The following is a 17,518-nucleotide window of genomic DNA, read 5'->3' on the forward strand; positions in this document are numbered from 1 at the left end:
AATGGACTTACCTCGGATCCGGATCGAGCGAGTCGCGCAGAACCTGAATTCGCGAATTGCTCTCGATCAGTTGCTTGCACAGGTCGATGGAGCATTGGACAACCGGGTTGGGGTCAACTTTGTACGCCAGCCGGTATAGATTGAGCGCCTCGTTGAAATTGCCGCTCTCGCTTGCCGCACTCGCTTCGTCAGTCAACCTCTTCGCGCGCGTGAAGGTTTGATTCAATTCCGTCAGGACAAGCAGGCGCAGGGGGTGTTCGGAAAAGCCTTCAAACTTTTTGAATAATTCGAAAAGGCCAAGCGCGTTCTTGCGTCCGATATCCCGGCGAATCGCCTCATAAGCGGTGCTTGTCTGGTCGTAGCGCGCCGCAATTCTACGTCGCAATTCAATGGCACCCTTGTGGGTAGGCGCTCGTTCCAGCACCGCCTTGCACAAGGTCATTGCTTTGCCAAAACCACCACCATCGAACGCGCCTACACACAACTGCCAAAGTCTGTCGACCTCGACGTCAGATGCCGACTTTGATACGGATGACGGACCAGCGTTGGGGTCGGAATATTTCGAACTCGCCTTCTTCGGATCTTCCTTCGGAAACCCCGTGGGTTCTTCCGCTTTCGATTCGGTTTTGGAGGCGCCTTTCGTCGTGTCTGGGCTCGTGCCTCTCGTACCTGCGCCGTATCGCCAAGTTTCGGTGCAAGACATTGGTTTCTTGTCATCTTTCGTCACGTCCTGACTCATGGTTGATCCCCTCTACGGCGTCGAGCCAGTCCGTCCAGGCATGCCGCCATACGCAAGGCAGTTCGCGCGTCGCCGCGAATGAATGCGTCGTGCATCTGGTCGTGGCGATTCCGCTTCCGCGCCAAGTCCTCCCGTATGCGAAGTTGCAGATCAGCGATGATCGTACTGCCGGGACTTAGCGACGCCGCATGTTCCAGGAGGTTGAGTGCAAGATTGCGTTGTCCGTGCTGCATAGCTTCTTCGGTGTCCCGCGCAGCGTCGCGAAAGCGCTCACACCTCCTGACGAAGGCTTCGTGGCCGGCAGACCGGCTGTAATGGTTCGGATAGACGGCCTCGGCATGCGCGAGCAGGTTCGCCTGCTCCTCAAGACTTCCGCGCGCTTCCCCGGAGCAAATGACGGAGTAAATGCGCGCAGCCTCTGCAGCTCTGTTTTCGATCTTATCGAGAAGGCCGCGAGCGCCGGCGTGATCGGGGAATTCCGTCAATGTTTCCCGACACAGGGATGCAGCTTTTCTCAGGTCGTTTTGCTCGTAGTGGTCGAGAGCCTGCTTCCATGCTTCAACGCCGGGTACGACACTGTTTGGTCGAGACGCGTTGTCCCCAATTTCTGGGACGTTGTCATGGGAGGCAGAGCACGTCTCCAACGCGCACAGGACCGACCAGTGGTCGCCAAAGCGGCGCTTAGGATCTTTCTCAAGACATCGAAGAAGAATAGTCTGAATCTCGTCAGGTACTCCCGGTAACGGCGGGGGTGGCGCCTCGTTGTGCAGCACTGCTAGCCGTTTGGGCGATCCCTGGAACGGCGGTTGGAATTCCGGGTGCGCCACTTGAAAGAGGATGACTCCCAGCGAATAGACACTGCCACGGACGTCACATTGTTGAGGACTTGCGAACCGTTCGGGCGCCAAGTATGTTGCGAAGTTTTCAGGCATCCGGCGCAGTCTGTTCGCGTCTGCATTTTGCAGGTCGACGCAGTACTCCAGTCCGCCTACTTTGAGATTTTCCGATGCGATGAGCAGATGCTCCGGGATGATAGCGCGGTGGGTGATTCCGGCGTCTTCGAGCGTTCCAAGCCCGTAACACGCCTGCCGCACGAACCGCAGCGCTTCCCAAAGGCGATTCGGGGATTCCCGATGCGGCTCTCGACTCCAGTCGGACAACGTGCCGCCGTCGAGGAACTCCATGCTCAGGATGCTGAGGTTTCCCCCACCCCAACGGCCACGATGGAACTCCAGGGGACATATCACATGCCGATAATCACGAATCCGGTGCTTCAACCGGTTCACCCCCACAAACCAGTCGGGTACATGCTCCTCGATGCCCGCATAGATTCTGGCTGTCACTTTCTCGCCGAGGGCCGCGTCTTCCAGAAGGTACAGACGACCGACCGCATCATCGCCAATGCAGCCACACACGGTAAATCGATCGAGAAGCACTTCACCCGCCGGTATCTCAACGTATGTCGCTTGGCGCATCTCGGGCTTCCCTGGAAAGTACCTGCTCACATCCGTCACGGAGCTTTCATGCTCCGATTGCTCGACGAACTCATACCCGCCCCGTATGTAGTCTTTGAAAGTCCGGTTCTTCATGATTGTTGACGATCCCAGTACGCACGTTTTTGGTTGACCAAGCTCCCTAGCGCCTGGTCAACGTGTTGTTGAACTGTTCGCAGCCAGATCGTGTAGTCTTCCCCGCGCGCGATCATCCGGATAAAGCGTTCGCATGCATCGTTGTGAGCCGCCACATCTCGGACTTCTCGGGCCGGGGTGAACGCAACACCGGGTATGAGATCCGTCCGGCCATCCTCCTGCCTAAGCCGATAAACCAACTCCAAGCGGTGACCGTCTCCGAGCGGTCTGCCAATGACAACGCCTTCCTCTGCGCTCCCTATCGCGTCTGGCGTAATGACGCGCAACTGCTCACGCTTGTAGGAAAGTGAGACGCTTCGGCAGTCCAGGTACGAAGCGATTGCGTCAACGCATTCTGTCACGTCGAAGCACGTACCCCAGCAATCCGTGGTCGTCCACTCGCTGAGAAGCAGGCGCGTGCGTACCGGCCGCTCCAACGCTGCCGCTACGTGTACGTGCGCAACCGCCTCTTCCTCAACCATCGCGACGAGCGCTGTACCGGATGCGATTTGCTGCGCCTGCTGCGAGACTGCCTCCGAGATCGTAGCTGCCTCCTCGGAGTCGCTGGTCGCGGGGAGAGCATTCAAGACCTCGCTTGCTGCCTCGAAGTGCATGTGCCTCATAAGGAAATGCACTTGTCGCCAGTGACTGGCGACGGCCGCGCGTGACTGAGGCATCGTATGGAGCAACTTCGCGCGAAGTGTCGCTTGCTTACGAATATCACCGTCCAAGCCGGCAATGTCCGCGAGCAGTGCATAGCGGACAGGCTCAGATAGGACGCCAGGATGTTGATTTACCAGCGACTCGGCACGGCGGGGGTTCTGCTCGGCGACGGCCTTTGCCACATCGGCAGCGCATTGTTTAGCCTGTGCGTCCCGCGCCCGGGTGGCGGCGCTTGTGTGGGTTTGGTAGGAAACGCCGCAAAAAGCGCGAAACTCGCCTGTCAGCGGCGCGCCTACTGGTGTTAGCGCACTTTCGGTGAAGCTGAAGCTGCGAGCGGTGCCGTCTAGCTGGACCAGCAGCAGAGGCGCATGGAGATCCGTTGTCAGCCCGGCTGCAATGACTTCGGGTGGCGCTTCCAGTTCGGATACCTGGCGGAAAGGGTTTGCTCGCCAACGCTTCAGGACGCTTTCGTGAAAGGCTACGGTTGCGAGTGTTCCCTCCCATTCGAATAAAGCATAGAAATCTCGGTCATGCACCGAATGAAGTTCCGTTTCAAGGTTCATCGGATTGACACAGAGCAGTCTTCCGGCCGCAACAGGGAACACCGCCAATCCCACGGCCGTCCAGTAAAGACCCTTAGCCACACTGTAGGGTATCGGCGGCATCACGTCCGAAGTGCATTTGATGGCAGTCAAACCGCCGGCGTTCCACATCGCGATGCCCCCATTCGCGCGGAAACAGATGAGATCATTGCCCGCCATGACCTGGGCCGAGACATGCCTATCGCCGTCAAATGGAAGTTCAGACGGATGGGCGTAGGGCGGACGCCATAGGAGTACCCTCCCCGACGTGTCTGCGGCAACGAAGTCAGTTTCATTCGTGAAGCGGACATCCAGCACCGCAGCCCCTTGGTTCAGACTGCGCACCATCATCTTATGATTGAGCAAATGCACCATCCCGTATGTATCACCCGCAACCACCATGTTGCCCCCCCGGTTGCGGTCGATGCTGGTAACATGGTGACCGGGCAGAAGACTTAGCAGAGGGATCTCGCCGCCAGGCCGGAGTAGTACCTCCCGCTTATCGATGGAGCCTGCAATCAGCGGCCCCGCGAAATCTGGGCGAACACATTTCGTCATCGTGATAGCCTTTCGTGCCCCATGTCGGCGATGTTTTCGCCGTTCCCGCTGAGGGCTTCTATCTCAGCTTCAAGGCTTGGTTCGGGAGGCAAGAATATGGGTACCTGCGCAGGGCCAGACTGAGGAGCAACGCGGAAACGTTTTTGGGGTTTACCAAGGGGCCACCGTTTTGTAGCGCTCAACGCCAGGGCCGCCTCAAGTCCTTCGAGAACTGTTGCCCCAGTCTTGCGCACATCCTCTAGCCAGCGAATGTCTTGCAGAATGGCGTCTTCACCTTGGTGTAGGTGGCCTTTCGGTGCGTCGTGGTGAAGCGCTCCGGCCGCTCGCCCAACGTCGCCCGCTTGCCGGGAGAGGCGAGTGAGTTCGCGATAGATGAAGGTACGATACCCCTGGAATCGCGACAGTTGCGTTCTCACGTGTTGGTCAATTTCTTCTTTCTGCGCGTAGAGGTCCTCTGCAAAATTGCACTCCGAATGTCCCCGCTGATCCACTTTTGGCAGCGCCGCAACCGCATCGCGCAATTGTGTCGCGCGGCACCGCGCTTCTCTTGTGTGCGAGTCAAAATTCTCCCGCAGGTAGGTCAGCGAAAGGGATTCGTCCCGGCCTTGTACGCCCATTATTCACGTCTCCAGTCGGTCACGCTGCGTAGTTCGGCCTCAAGTTCCCGGCTCCGCTTGAGGCTATCCTTCGCCGCATCGAGTTGTTCGCTGAGCAGTTTCAAGTCCTCCTGGATAGCGTCCCTGGTCGCTTCCATGTGCTCGATCGCCGCCTGTGTTTCAATCAGCGTGTCCGAGACACGGTCAAGATTGGCGTCCGCGGCCTCTTTGCCCTCGTCGAGTTCTTCCTGGAATTCCTCGTTCTCCTCGTGCACTTCCTGGAGGTCCCGGTCTTGCTGATCAAAGACTTCTGACGCGGCCCCGTCTGCGCTGTCGACCGCGCGGTCCACGGCGTCCAACCCTTCGGTCGTACCGCCACTACGGTCCAGGTCTTCCCGCAATTGACGTATCGTCTCGATGTCATCCGCAGTGACTTTCAGTTTCTCTCCATGGTCCTCCATGTTTTTGGACAGCCGTTCGTTCTGATCATCGATTTCCTGCCGCGTCGGCAAGTATGTATCTCTCATGACAAGTCCTCCGGATCCGTCGAGCGCTTCAAAACACCTTTCATGAAGTCGAGCAGGTTTCTAGCCTGGGGCGCGGCGTGATTCTCGATTTCGTCTTGCAGCCGGAGGCGGCGAGCCTCCAACCCCGGGGAGACGCCATCACCATCGCCAATCAACCTGAGGTAACTATTGTGATAGAAGTCCTCGAACTCGTCGTCGAACTCTTCATGGACCCGCGCCAACGTATCGAGCGAAACCGCCTTCTCCTTCAGTATTCTCTCGACTTCGCGGTTTCGCCGAACAAGAATGGTTGCGAATGCCGTCGTGGCTTCGCTCAGCAACTGGAGGCGGGCGGCAGCGATGGCATCATTCGCTGCGCGCCGCCAAGGCTGATTGCGGCATGCCTCACGCAAAACTTCGGGTGATGGCTTGCTGAGCAAGGCGGGCACATTGCTGAAATCACGCATCTTAACCAGGCACGCACTCGGACTGTGCGGCGTGGATACATAGGCAAAACCGGGCTTGAGTTGGGCCAATGCCTCAGTCTGCGAGGAAGAGAGCCGCATCGCCCCCGACAGAATTTCACGGCTTTTCAAATCAGTCGTCCGATAAGCGACCATCGTCTGAGTCTGGCTTACTGCATCGTATGCCACATTGCAGGGGTTCTGGTCGGCACCGTAAATGCACACTCGCAACTTGCGGTATTCGCGAAGCATGCGGCAGTAGCGCTGGGAGACTCTCGCTGCGGTATCGACAAATTGGTCGGACTGCGGCGCTGCCGTGATACTTCCTGCAATAAGGTGGAGTTCATCAAATAGGATGGCGAGACGGGGCGATTTTCCGTTGTCGGGCGAAACCAGAAGTTGCTCCTCGATCGCCTGGAGAAATAACAGAAGTAAGATGGACTGCTCCTCTTCATTGAGACTGTCCAACTCGATTATCGTATGGCCGTTGATTAAGTACTCCATGGAAGGAACGTTTATACCCGGCCGGAAGATAGTGCCCAGAGCCCCGGTGCACAATTTGACAAAGCGAGAAATCGACGCAGACAACAAGTCCTGCGAAACGTCTTGTGAGTAGCCTAACTTCTTGACCTGCTTGCGCAGTTCGGGAATCAGCATTTCCACACGTGGTGGATCTTGGGGATCGGAATGTACTCTATAAAGTTTGTATATGGCGTTGGTGAGCGCCGCTTCGAATGCGGGAAAAGAGGGAACCGCTCCCATGAAGCATTCGACAAGACGCCCCACCTTTCTGTCCAGGTCCACTCCTTTGGGACGCCAAAAAGGATTGAAGACTCCTTCGGAAATGCTGTTTGGTCCAAACGTGAAGACCTGCAACTTCTCGGCGAGCCGGCGAATGTTGGAATCGGGATGGCCATGTAGCAGTTTAATCGCCGGTTGTTCTCCCGCGACGGGCTCGAACGAGACAAAAGGAGTGTCGTGACTGTGGAATTCGAATTCACCATTGACAAGAAACAGTGTCTTGCCAACTCCAGATTGTCCAAAGGCAATATTGCTGAGGCAGCGCTCAGGATTCGTCGCTCCCTCTTTTCGCCCCAGTTCGCCTCTGGGACCAATGACGCGGTATCCGAAGGGAATAAACAGCTCTGACGGAGTTACCGTCGAATCCATGCTGTGCTCGATGCAGTACGGAGAATTGATGTCAGCAACCGGCCAGATGAATACATTGTGAAGTTCCTGCGGCGACGCAATTTGGCGGAGACGTTCAAGATCACGATAGTAGACAGGCGTACCTTGCGCGGCCAGGCACTCGAACGGCGGAACCCATGCGACGTGCCCTTTGGAGACTGCGTGGATCAAGTTTTCAAACTCCGGCGTGCCTCTATTGGTCGTCACGATTGCATACGAACCGTCTTTGAACGCAGCCGTGGCGACAGCGGAAGCAACGCGTAATGCCGTCGACCTGTTGCGCGCCAGTATTCGAATGTCAAATCGAACAGATGGACGGCGGATGTTTTCTCGGACGCGCTGAGTGTTCTTGATCACGAGATCGGCGGAAGGTTCTCCACGGTGCGGGAGGGGCAACCGCCGGACGCGTCCGCGATCTGGCTCCCCAAACCATTCATGCGACGTATCAGCCGACCAGTGCGAGCGTCCAATTTCGTGAAGCAAGGCACAGTGTTTTGCTAGCGCGTGTCGCTGCGGTGCAGTATCCTCGGGCATAACACAGATGTGGATGAGCACGGGCTCCTGCAGTGTATTGAGCACTTCGTCCACCAGAAGGAGTCCGTTGCTCGTCTGGGGGATAAGCGGGAATGGTTCGTACAGAAGCGATGGCACGTCCGGGTTTTCGGCTGTCGTGGTTACTGGAGTCAGTGCCTGCTCCATGCGCACGACATCGCATGCCACACTGAAGTCGATGACATCAACTTCCGCAGGATCTATGCGCTGCGTCGCGTAAAGACCGGCTAAGGCTCCTTTCCATAGCCAGTTATCAATCCCTTGGACAACAGCTGCGTCATGGGCCGCGCCTCGTGCTGTGAGGCGCAGACGGCTCTGTTTTGACTCCGGGGCGGTACTGGGGAAGAAGGACCAGAGGAGGCTAATAGCGCATGAATCGTCGGGTTGAGACGCTACGCTGTAGAGTTGCGACGAGAATTCCATGGCTACAGCGTCCGCGATACGGCGACCGTAGAATTCCTGCAGTCCTGCGTCGCCGCACGCAGGTAACCGAGTCGCCGCGTAGGTTTCACCGAGGATTGTCTGTATTTGTTCCTTCTTCATGTTGCTGGCTCGTACGCTCCGCACGAGGGACAGTGCGGGTCGCGCTCAAGAGGTAATCCATACCAACGAAGGATGGCCAGTCCGCCGACGCTATAACCCATTGGGGGGATCCCGGCGATGGAGGTATTCTCTTCACGGCGATTGAACCAAACGTAGAGGGGCGCGGCGAGATCTTCATCCAGGCTGCGGAGCGTCGAATTCTTGTCCCGCAGCAAGTGTTGAATAGCGAGCTTAGTCGCCATCGTCGCGACCGGCGCTATGTCGGTGGCAAGACCAGGTTCAATCGGCACCGGACGATCGCTGTAGGCGGGGGCGTTGCTCGACGATTCACTTCGGGCCATTTCCGGGTGCGAATGGACGTGGCAGCTGTAGCACGGCCCGCTACCCGGGCGCAGGATCAGGACTTGGCCACCGTAGGCCCTCCGGCGAAGGCCTGCGAAGATGCATGCCACCCCGGAATCAAGGCATACGCGGTTCAAGATGGCGCGGCCTTCGTGGTTGTCCAACCCAGCGATGACCAAGGAACTCCTGTGCACGATTTCCGTGGCTTCCCCGGAGCTTGCCCACGTGAGACGCGATTCGTGAGTCTCCACCTGTACGCGCGGGTTCTTGTCTCGTATGAGTTCTTCTACTGAGTGGGTCTTATGCCGGCCGACGTGGCTTAGGGGCGAGGGATGGCGGCATGTGTTTCCGGGTTCCAGAACGTCGTGGTCGAGGAGTGTGAACGCTCCAACACCGGCTTTTGCAAGCCCGAGTGCCACCTCGGCGCCCAGAGAGCCCACACCGAAAATCGCCACGTGCTCCTCGCGCAACGCGTCGGTCTCAAGAAGCCCGTTTATCCGATGGAAAATGTCCCGATCATCGACAACTGTGAGCGCAGCGTCTTTCCATCCTTGGTTCTTATGAAGCCTAATGCGACATTCCATGTGGGAGGCGGGAAGCAGCCCTGCGGGAGCGGAATCGGACCGGCACGAGAGGACGATACTCGGCATCGCACCAACCGAGGACTCATCCGTCAATGTATCTAGAGGCCCGAATAGTACGGAGATTTCGCACGGATTACCGAGGGCGGATTCCTCTGATGCGAAGAGAGAAATGACCTCTTCCCCGGCCCAGTGCCGCGCCGTCCAGCGGACCGGACCAGTTGCCGTGCGCAGGTCGTCCAGCAGAGATTGGGGCAAGACTACGCGGGGAGTCATCGTTCACGCCCATCCCAGGTCATCGACATCCACGTTCAACGTAGACTCGGGATTGTCCGATGGACTGGGTTCGCGGAAGCGATTCCGCTCCTTGTCGTACACATACCGCCGCCCTGCGCGCTGAAACCGATTCTCCGCCTCTCCCGCAATTTCCAGGCCCCGGAGAATCTCGTCCGTAAAAGTATTCGAGCTAGGGTTGTCACTCATGGGGTATACCTCCTCCTCAAATCCCAAAGCATGTCGTCAATCGATTGACCGGTACGAAGGTGCTGCTCGTACAAGTGAATCCAAAGTTGACCACGCTGAATCACGGCAAGACACGACTTTCTGGGGTCCCAGTCCTTGCTGTGGCAGAGCCGCGTCCAGCCGAGTTCCTCACGGCGGCCCAACGTATGAAATTGGTGAGATGGACAGGCCAACTGATCCCCGTAATAATCGAAGAGCAGCGATGGACATGTGATGTACAAATACGGCTCTTCATCCGGATACCCAATGCCCAATTCAAGCCGTAGTTCATAGGAATGACGAAAACCTGCACTCCACTCCCGACCGATTACGTAGGATGCACTCCAGGAGAAGAAAAACACGAAGTGCGGCAAGAGGCGGTCCATGACGTCCCGCTCTGCCCGAATCCGGCTATCCTGCCGCGCTGTCCACATGGCCTATATGTCTCCTCGGTTCATCGGTTGGTTTTCTCCCGGCGCATCCTCGTACTCGTCTTGGTCTATATTGATGCGGACACGATCAGTGCGGGATCGTTCTCGAATCTCATCGGGGCGATCATGAATGAGCGAATCGATCGTAAAACGGCCATGGCGGAGAGGCGGACCGGCCATGATCCAGCCCTCGCTCGATAGATACTGGGCGAAATTCAGAATCCTCTCAGAAACGTTGTTGTTCTCATGCTTAAGGCGGAATTTCAAATTGGGGCCAAAGCGGATCGTTACAAAGAATTCGCCGTCCTGCTCCGTTACTTCACAGCATTCGCGCAAATGGGGTGGTAGTGCGAGCAAGTCTCCTTCGAGCTGGCTCGGAAGTGAGCCCTCCGCGCGCGGAGAGTCTGGTGTCGCGAAGCAGATGCAGTCGCTTGGATGAGGGGAACTGTCGAAGTGAAGGTCCGCACGGTTTCCGTCGGAAGCCTGAAGAGCCAGCCGGTGGGGACTGGTGAACGGGATGGATTCGACGGATATTGGCGACAGCAACTCCGAATCTGTATGGAACACAAAAGAATTGACGCATACAAGATCGCGCGATCCGTGGGACCGCAGCTGCCGCACCGCCGGTGAACTGACTTTGCTCGTCCCGCCGTGGCGATGCGACTCGTTCGAGCCGATAGTCAGGATAAAGATAAGGAACTCATCCATCCCATTCTTCTTTGCGATTGCGGCGGCGCTTTCGATATCGCGCTGACTCGGAGTGCTCAGGCCCAAATAGTGATGTGAATGCCACGCACCCCATAACCCAAGACGAAAATTGTCGACAATCCACCTATGGCTTGTAAGTAACGAAGTGAGGTCCTTTCGAAAAAAGCATGCCTCATGCACGGCATGCGGGCCGGGTGGCGTTGCAAACGCGATAATGAAGTCGCTTCCGCGCGAGCGATACCCATAGAGTTCGCCGCCTGTTTCAAGTGGTGCGAAATGAACTGCGTCCCCTGCAACTGCCTGTACCTCGGACTCGAACAGTGCGACGCGATAGGCATTGCAACCTGTCGACATGCTCATAGCCCGCTCCTCCGGGAACTCACCATGCATGCGCGAAAACGGTTGCATGCATCTGCGAATACGTTCAGCTTGCGTGCACCGCTAGCAACGCCCATAACAACAAACGACGCAGAAAGCACCAAAACCGAAAGCTGCGGCGTTTGGGGGGAACCTTCGTAGCTGAAGCTTCGACGAACAGGCTTAGGTACAAACGTTCTAATGCAACTAGCATGCCCGTAGATCGGAGCGGAGCGACCACTACGGCGGAGATGGGCAGACTTTTCCGAGAGCACGTGCTTGCGGCCCTCACGAATACCGCGCCACGCGAAAGCGTTATCGGAATAGCAGCTAACAAACATGGCGGCCACCCCCTGCCGCGATAAACGCGGTAGCCGCCTTAATTGATTCGTCTATTTGGTGTTCCAGGATTCGCGCGGCGTCGGTATACCGGCCAAGTCCGCCGGACTTGGTACCGCAAATGGGAATCAGTTCGTCGCTAGTTTCGCGTATATACTCGCGCATCTTCTCAACGGAGAACGCGCCGCGCATCGAACGCAAGTTGCTCAGCCTGTCGGCTAATTTGGGCACGCGTGCTGAACGAAACCTACGGACTTGCTCAAAGTATTCAGTGGGATGTGGCGATCCAACTTTGCTCAGCGCGGCCACGGACGTCACTACGCGATCCGGCAGCCCATACGCGTTTAACCCGTCCGCCGGCATTCGGTCACTTGCATCTTCTTGCGAGTCGTGGAGCACTGCAGATATCAAAAGATCGGCCTCGTGGATACCGGCAAGAAAAGAAAGCCGTACGGTATCCAGGAGGTGGGCCAGATAAGGCTCACCGGTCTTGCGAAAGATGCCGGAGTGAAGTTTGGAAGCAAGGATGAGTGCATCCCCAATACGCATCAGATCTTGTTTGGGAATGGCACACACGAGCATTTCGCACAGCCGTGACAAGCAAAGATTCATGTAAGGGGCATACCGCGCTGGCATGTTCGCAGTCGCCAGCTCTGCCCCAGAATGGGTTATGCGCCGGCATACGTATATCGAGGGAATCATCGTGGTCCGATCCTTCATTTATCCCTCCTGCGCCGGGAATCGCAGAGCTTATTAGGAAGACGCGCACTCTCGCCGTTCCCTGAAGTTTCCAGGTAACTTCTACCGCTTTCTTTAATGCGGCGACTGCCGCAGCTCTGGCGGCTATTCGAGTTCGGTTTTGCTGTACTTGCTTTGCGCATTACATTCACAGCTCGTACTGATCTTTGAGCCACCGCGTCGCTCCATCTATCACGAGTTCGAGTTTTGATCGCACCGAACGCCAACATGCTGGCGCTTCGAAGCAACCCACTGAAACCAGCTGATGACTTCTGCCGCTTCTACAAAGCAGCGTTATCAGAGTATTTGCGGGGCATTGCGGCGTCACCCGAAGCTTTTCGAACAAGTTCGGAATGAATCCGAAGCGAAAGGTCAGTCGAGCACGGACGGGCTTGGGCAATAAAAGACTTGACCTGGCGCAGCGTTTATGAAGTAAGGGGTTGGGACGGAGATTACCTCGGTGAAGGGTGATGCCAGCTTTGATTTAACGTATTGAAGGGATTCGTTGATCTGCTTTGGGGTTGCACAGTACTCGTCGCCTGGAAATACTTCAGTTTCAAAGCGCTGAAAGATTCCCTGTCCAAATTTCAGATAGGCTTCTTCCAGCTCATCGATTGTGCAGTACGCAGCAGCCCTGCCTTGGGAGGAGAGTTGGTCGTAGGTCATCTGGATATGCTTACGCACGAGCGCCCAAACGGGCACATAGCGGATCGTGGAAAGACCTTCGGCGCGCCAGTCACCGGTCGTTCCGTCGAGAATGATGACCTGCCCGACCTGCGTTCGAGGCAACGTGCGCTTCTTGCTTACGAACCGCCTGTCAAGGAGGTGCTCCTGTAGTATTACGACAAAACGACTGTCGAAGAGTCGGGCAAATTCGACGGTCATCAGAGGTTCATTCTCAAGTTCATTCAGACCTGGTTCGGAGAAGGCATCACCCATTGCGGAAGGTCGAGTAATTGGACCGCGAGAGAGCGTTGGCCCGCTTTGGCACACTTGCGTTAACAGGCGCCCCACGAACGCCTTTTGGTGCTCTGGGATTCCCAAGAGCAGCGGTAATTGACCAGTATCTCTCACCTCGACCGGCATCGGATAATTTACCTGCTTAGTAATCCTTGAATTGGCCGCTTGCTGGCAGTTCGTGTGCGTCCTAAGTCAATTGTACGCAGGCGTTTGCGTGCCGTCGTCGTGCGCTGGGACGAAAGAGGGGCTCATATTTCGTGCGCTACAGGATTTTTGGGAACGGACGGAAAGAAGGGGCGTCGAATAGTAGCCTGCTCGTGGTGTTAGATTCTCCGGGCCACAGTTCCTTAAAATTTCGCTTGGCCTACGCAACGAGGGCCGTCCAGGTAAGACGTATTTGTATATCAGCCATAGGACCACGAAGATGCCCGGTACTGACCAGACCGCTCTGCTTCAAACGTGCTTAGAGCGCTTGGGATTTGGAGCGTCCAGCCAACTACATAAAGCACTGATAGGCATCTGCGGTAATAGCGCATGGCCGACTGGCAACTTCCTTGTCATGGAGACGGTCTTTTTGGGTCTAATGGGCGTCCCCCTGTCCGGATCATCAATGATTCGCCGGAGGATCTCCGACTTGAATATCAAGGTTCGGAGTGAGTGGCTGAGAAACCGTGACAACCCTTTCCCGGCGCTATATGTTTACCGATTCCATTCTCCCACAGATCATCTCCACTACGTCCTGACACTGTTTGAGCCTTCACTGGCCGAGCATCTTGTTATCAATTTCCTCGACGACAAAGAAGAGTCTGCTACGGAAAGAGGAGCATCCCAGCACGCAGGAGTACGAAGGATTCTAGAGAAATACTTCGGATGTGCGCTGCAGCACCTGCATCGCAAAGGCCGCCCATTGCGTCAAGGGACGTGGCGGATTCCTTTCGGTCGGGGTACCCTATCTCGAGAGCAGGTCCGTAGCGAACTGGAGCGTCGCATTCTCGCGTATCTTCCGCAACCAAGTCGCGACGAAGATTCCATGGTTTCGAGACGCCCCCGCCAAAAAGCTGGAGAATCGGAAGCGGGCACACCCCCCCGATTCCTCGGGCTTTGGGGGGCGCCAGGAATTGGAAAAACCTATTTACTGAACAAGATGGCGCGGTCAGTCATATTGCGCATGCATTTCGGGAGTACAATATGCTTCCTGACCATGGGCCAAGAAACGACACCGCTCGCAATTGCTGCCAAGAAAGCCGAGCTCATTGCGTTCCTAGGCCAGTCCCCCACTGCAAATGCAGATCTACGGAAGTTAACGAAGGGGAAGAGAGTGCTTGTCATATTGGATGACGTGCATTCCGCCGCGCAGGTGACGCCTTTCCAGTCGCTGAGCCAATACTGTTGCATACTTGCTTCGTCCCGAAACCGCCGGGTCCTCGATGACGTCGAACTGCCGAAACAGCTTGTACACCTGCCTTCAATGAGTGACAATGACGCACGAGCCGTACTTACGGACTCCGTGGCCGATTCCGGCAGATTGCCGACTGAGCTATTAGATGAGCTTACCGTGCACTGTTCGGGCATTCCTTTAGCGCTCAAGATTGTTGGCGGTCTACTCAACAAGAAGCCTGAGTCGGCCGGGACAATCATAAATCGCTTCGAGAAGCCAGGGTCGGGGCGCTTCAAACGATTGCGCAAGTATCTCCAGGATTTCACGCCGCTTCATGAGGCTGAGGAAGGCGGAGAGACCGTGCTCTTCAACGTCCTGGATGTCGCCATAAATGAGTATCTGAGTGTTTCTGAGTTTCGCGACTTTCGCCTGCTGGCCGCGACAGCCAAGAATACCCGGATACCCATTTCCGCATTGGAGACGATCTGGCGAGCCGACCCAGGCGAGACCAGAGAGACTATTGGGCGGCTAAACGACCTTGCCATGCTTGGGGTAGATTGGGACAAACAACTCATCCAGATTCACGAGGTCATACACGCTTTTCTTCGCGCGTACTACGATGACGCGACGGCATCGCAGTACGCGCACCGAACGATCCTTCGCGCTTACGCGGACAGGCAATGGCCAATCAAGAGTGGAATTTCTGGCAAGGGTGGGCGCCTTCCCTGGTGGGAACTGGAAGACGACGGCTATATATGGAGTTTCATTGGTCATCATCTGTTGGGGGCAAATTGGTCCCGAGATCTGCGGGGACTCCTGCTAGATGCTCGCTATCTCAGCAAGCGCGTTACCCTCGGCACAGTTGAGTCGCTCCTGCGTGACTTTAGTGGACTTCCACACGAACTCGCCCGTCCATTGGTGCCCCTGCGAATGTCACTCGCGGGCGCGTTCCACATCCTTATACGTGACCCGCACCAAATCTGGGGTGTGTTGTCGTTGCTGCTTGAAGAGGAGGACTCTAAGTACGCCAAAGTGCTTGGACGCACACTTTCGCTCATCCAGCCGCCAAGACCCTGTCTCGTCCCGTATTCGGCACGAGGCGGGACGCGCAATGGTATTCGTGTTTCGAGCGAGGTACTTATTCATGAGGCTGGCGTTTCCTCGTTCTCGATGTCCGAAGATCTGAAGACACTTATGGTGGCCACAGAAGAACCCAGTGTTACGGCATGGCGCAAGGCCAGCGACGGCGTGGGCTACGTGAAAAAGACGTTTCCAGTTCCTGAGAAGCCGTTGTGCATTTTTCAGAATGGCCAGGGTCTTCTGTCTGTTAATGGCGGAAGAGTCCTGTACCGCGGCGTCGGGCGCCAGAGCGAACTTAAGAGTCGGGTCGTATACACGGACTTCTCGCCAAGGGACCGAATCTCGGTATCCCATACGGGGAACCATGTACTTCTTTGGGATGCTGATGCAGTTCAGGTGGCTTCGCTCGTGCGGAAATCCGAAAAATGGCATTTCATACCGCCGCGTGGGCAAAAGGTACAAGCCGCCAGTTTCGGCGCAGAGTTTTCAGAGGTGGCGGTTATCCTTTCAGACAACACTTCTCGGCTACGTTGGCTGGTTTTCAACGTGGCGAAAAAGTCCTTAGAAACCGATAATGAGTTTATGGGCGGCTTTCCCCATCGGTTCGGCTACTGGACGCCTAAGGGATGCTTTGTCATGATGGAAACCTCCGGCGACCTCTTAGGCATCGACCGCGCCGACGCTTCTGTTCACGTCCTGGCCCGGTCTCCAAAGTATGTCCAGGATACATACGCTTTCGTTGTTGACGAACGTAGAGACAGGTTTGCGATCGCATTTACAGGCAACCGAATCGCTGTTGTCACAGGTTGTCCTGTTGCGACGGACGTAGTGACTCTCGACGATCATGCGGCCTCAATTGTTCAGATGGCTTTTACAACGGACGCAAATCAGTTTATCTCTGCTGATTCAGCCGGCGTTGTAAGAGTATGGGATCTGGCGCAGCGAACTCGCACGAAAGGAACACTTTCTCTTGGATCAGAGGTACTGTATCTGGCGGCCTCGGATACAGGAAGGCGTGTTGCGCTGATGAACCGGCAAGGTGCAATAGTCATCCTGGATGACGAAGATCGATTTCATCCTTGGAGAGCGGTAAATGGATGTAGTGAGGACATTTCGGAGCAATGAGGGCCTCTTGCTAAGCGGGGACGGGAGTACACTTCTTCGAACCGCATCCGATCGTGTTGAAATACACGCCCTTGGGAACCACCATTGTGAGATTCGACATACAATCCACTGCAACCCGGATGAGTACATTGAAGCTACGGCGTTGAGCAGTGATGGTGTTCTTGTTGTGGCATCCGTGATATCAATGGAGCACGTGGGAGCACTTCTTCTGTCTCGAACCGACAGTCTGGATAAGCCGATTCGGGCCGAAGGTCTTGGAGGGGGGATTGACTCGATTCTGTTTTCGCCGACTGGCAAACGTCTCGTTCTCAACGGTATGGGACCGCCAATTCTGGTGGAGCTGCTGTGGAATGACGAAGGGCATGAGTGCCGCGACACATTTCCTCGGGGAATCAACGTGGTGTGTATTAAAGCGGAAGGGTCGTGTCTCGCCTTTTTGGACAATGATACTCTTGTCCTTCGGCCGCCAATCTTCTCTCTGGAGCGACCTCCGAGAGAGATTCGTTTTGTGAATTGGGATGGCTTCAAAGATCCCTATCCTTCCATCCCGCACAAATCGGACGCGTTGCTCTTCAGTGCATGGAAGGACGAGCGAACCGGGGAGACTATGGGGCTGTCGGCTGCATTTGACAATATTCTGAGGGTCATGAGCGTTTCCAAAGGTGAGCTTCTCGTTGAAATGCGAGGACACGAGGACCGAATCGTGGGCGTTGCGGCGCTGCCCGAGCGGCACGCCGCGATATCGGCGTCGATGGACGGTTCGGTAAGGCTGTGGGACTTGAAAGACGGTCGGGTTCTTCACGCCTACCAAGGGCTTGCTTCGATCCGCTCCTTTGGCCTGTTAAGGGCTGTGGACACTGTTGTCGTGGGAGATGTTGCCGGACGGATCAGGTTGCTAGAGATATGCTGGTAATGCTGGCCGTTTGGTAGGCAGCTGCAAAGTAATAGCGAGTCGCGTAC

Annotated in this window: 13 protein-coding genes; 2 read left to right on the forward strand and 11 right to left on the reverse strand. The window is 56.2% G+C overall.

From position 1 onward, the window contains the following. Window positions 1-7: 7 nt before the first annotated feature. The 11 genes from HUU46_07405 to HUU46_07455 form a co-directional block, all read right to left on the reverse strand. Window positions 8-739 carry a hypothetical protein gene (locus tag HUU46_07405; protein ID NUM53453.1) on the reverse strand — a complete coding sequence of 244 codons (732 nt, stop codon included), beginning with the start codon at window positions 737-739 and terminating at the stop codon, window positions 8-10. Further along, window positions 736-2,328 (reverse strand): protein kinase, encoded by a 1,593-nt coding sequence (locus tag HUU46_07410; GenBank protein NUM53454.1) that lies wholly within the window; start codon window positions 2,326-2,328, stop codon window positions 736-738. Before HUU46_07410 ends, HUU46_07405 begins: the two co-directional genes overlap by 4 nt. After that, entirely contained in the window at window positions 2,325-4,169 is a 1,845-nt protein-coding gene (locus HUU46_07415) for a hypothetical protein (GenBank protein ID NUM53455.1), read from the reverse strand. The genes HUU46_07410 and HUU46_07415 overlap by 4 nt, the downstream gene beginning before the upstream one ends. Then, the gene (locus tag HUU46_07420; GenBank protein ID NUM53456.1) at window positions 4,166-4,786 is read right to left on the reverse strand and encodes a hypothetical protein; all 621 of its coding nucleotides are present in this window, start codon (window positions 4,784-4,786) and stop codon (window positions 4,166-4,168) included. Before HUU46_07420 ends, HUU46_07415 begins: the two co-directional genes overlap by 4 nt. After that, the gene (locus HUU46_07425; GenBank protein NUM53457.1) at window positions 4,786-5,292 is read right to left on the reverse strand and encodes a hypothetical protein; all 507 of its coding nucleotides are present in this window, start codon (window positions 5,290-5,292) and stop codon (window positions 4,786-4,788) included. The genes HUU46_07420 and HUU46_07425 overlap by 1 nt, the downstream gene beginning before the upstream one ends. Beyond that, a complete protein-coding gene (locus tag HUU46_07430; protein NUM53458.1) occupies window positions 5,289-8,018 on the reverse strand; it encodes an ATP-binding protein in 2,730 nt (909 codons plus the stop codon). The genes HUU46_07425 and HUU46_07430 overlap by 4 nt, the downstream gene beginning before the upstream one ends. Next, the gene (locus HUU46_07435) at window positions 8,015-8,815 is read right to left on the reverse strand and encodes a ThiF family adenylyltransferase (protein ID NUM53459.1); all 801 of its coding nucleotides are present in this window, start codon (window positions 8,813-8,815) and stop codon (window positions 8,015-8,017) included. The genes HUU46_07430 and HUU46_07435 overlap by 4 nt, the downstream gene beginning before the upstream one ends. 405 nt (window positions 8,816-9,220) lie before the next feature. Beyond that, window positions 9,221-9,424 carry a hypothetical protein gene (locus HUU46_07440; GenBank protein NUM53460.1) on the reverse strand — a complete coding sequence of 68 codons (204 nt, stop codon included), beginning with the start codon at window positions 9,422-9,424 and terminating at the stop codon, window positions 9,221-9,223. Window positions 9,425-9,879: 455 nt separating this feature from the next. Then, the gene (locus HUU46_07445; GenBank protein ID NUM53461.1) at window positions 9,880-10,941 is read right to left on the reverse strand and encodes a hypothetical protein; all 1,062 of its coding nucleotides are present in this window, start codon (window positions 10,939-10,941) and stop codon (window positions 9,880-9,882) included. Between the two features lie 327 nt (window positions 10,942-11,268). Further along, complete coding sequence (locus HUU46_07450; GenBank protein NUM53462.1) at window positions 11,269-11,997, reverse strand: bifunctional (p)ppGpp synthetase/guanosine-3',5'-bis(diphosphate) 3'-pyrophosphohydrolase; 729 nt, start codon at window positions 11,995-11,997, stop codon at window positions 11,269-11,271. A 390-nt stretch (window positions 11,998-12,387) separates the two neighbouring features. Continuing rightward, complete coding sequence (locus HUU46_07455) at window positions 12,388-13,101, reverse strand: hypothetical protein (protein ID NUM53463.1); 714 nt, start codon at window positions 13,099-13,101, stop codon at window positions 12,388-12,390. A 508-nt stretch (window positions 13,102-13,609) separates the two neighbouring features. Here HUU46_07455 and HUU46_07460 point away from each other — a divergent pair. Beyond that, a complete protein-coding gene (locus HUU46_07460; GenBank protein NUM53464.1) occupies window positions 13,610-16,558 on the forward strand; it encodes a hypothetical protein in 2,949 nt (982 codons plus the stop codon). Then, a complete protein-coding gene (locus HUU46_07465) occupies window positions 16,527-17,471 on the forward strand; it encodes a hypothetical protein (protein NUM53465.1) in 945 nt (314 codons plus the stop codon). The genes HUU46_07460 and HUU46_07465 overlap by 32 nt, the downstream gene beginning before the upstream one ends. Window positions 17,472-17,518: the final 47 nt, after the last annotated feature.

Source organism: Candidatus Hydrogenedentota bacterium (genome assembly GCA_013359265.1).
In the GTDB taxonomy this organism is placed as follows: Bacteria; Hydrogenedentota; Hydrogenedentia; order Hydrogenedentales; family SLHB01; genus JABWCD01.

Bases quoted from the DNA above. Each gene is read 5' to 3' on its own strand.
- HUU46_07405 (NUM53453.1), bottom strand. From the start codon at position 739: ATGAGTCAGGACGTGACGAAAGATGACAAGAAACCAATGTCTTGCACC.
- HUU46_07415 (NUM53455.1), bottom strand. From the start codon at position 4,169: ATGACGAAATGTGTTCGCCCAGATTTCGCGGGGCCGCTGATTGCAGGC.
- HUU46_07425 (NUM53457.1), bottom strand. From the start codon at position 5,292: ATGAGAGATACATACTTGCCGACGCGGCAGGAAATCGATGATCAGAAC.
- HUU46_07450 (NUM53462.1), bottom strand. From the start codon at position 11,997: ATGAAGGATCGGACCACGATGATTCCCTCGATATACGTATGCCGGCGC.
- HUU46_07455 (NUM53463.1), bottom strand. From the start codon at position 13,101: ATGCCGGTCGAGGTGAGAGATACTGGTCAATTACCGCTGCTCTTGGGA.
- HUU46_07430 (NUM53458.1), bottom strand. From the start codon at position 8,018: ATGAAGAAGGAACAAATACAGACAATCCTCGGTGAAACCTACGCGGCG.
- HUU46_07465 (NUM53465.1), top strand. From the start codon at position 16,527: ATGGATGTAGTGAGGACATTTCGGAGCAATGAGGGCCTCTTGCTAAGC.
- HUU46_07440 (NUM53460.1), bottom strand. From the start codon at position 9,424: ATGAGTGACAACCCTAGCTCGAATACTTTTACGGACGAGATTCTCCGG.
- HUU46_07420 (NUM53456.1), bottom strand. From the start codon at position 4,786: ATGGGCGTACAAGGCCGGGACGAATCCCTTTCGCTGACCTACCTGCGG.
- HUU46_07410 (NUM53454.1), bottom strand. From the start codon at position 2,328: ATGAAGAACCGGACTTTCAAAGACTACATACGGGGCGGGTATGAGTTC.
- HUU46_07445 (NUM53461.1), bottom strand. From the start codon at position 10,941: ATGAGCATGTCGACAGGTTGCAATGCCTATCGCGTCGCACTGTTCGAG.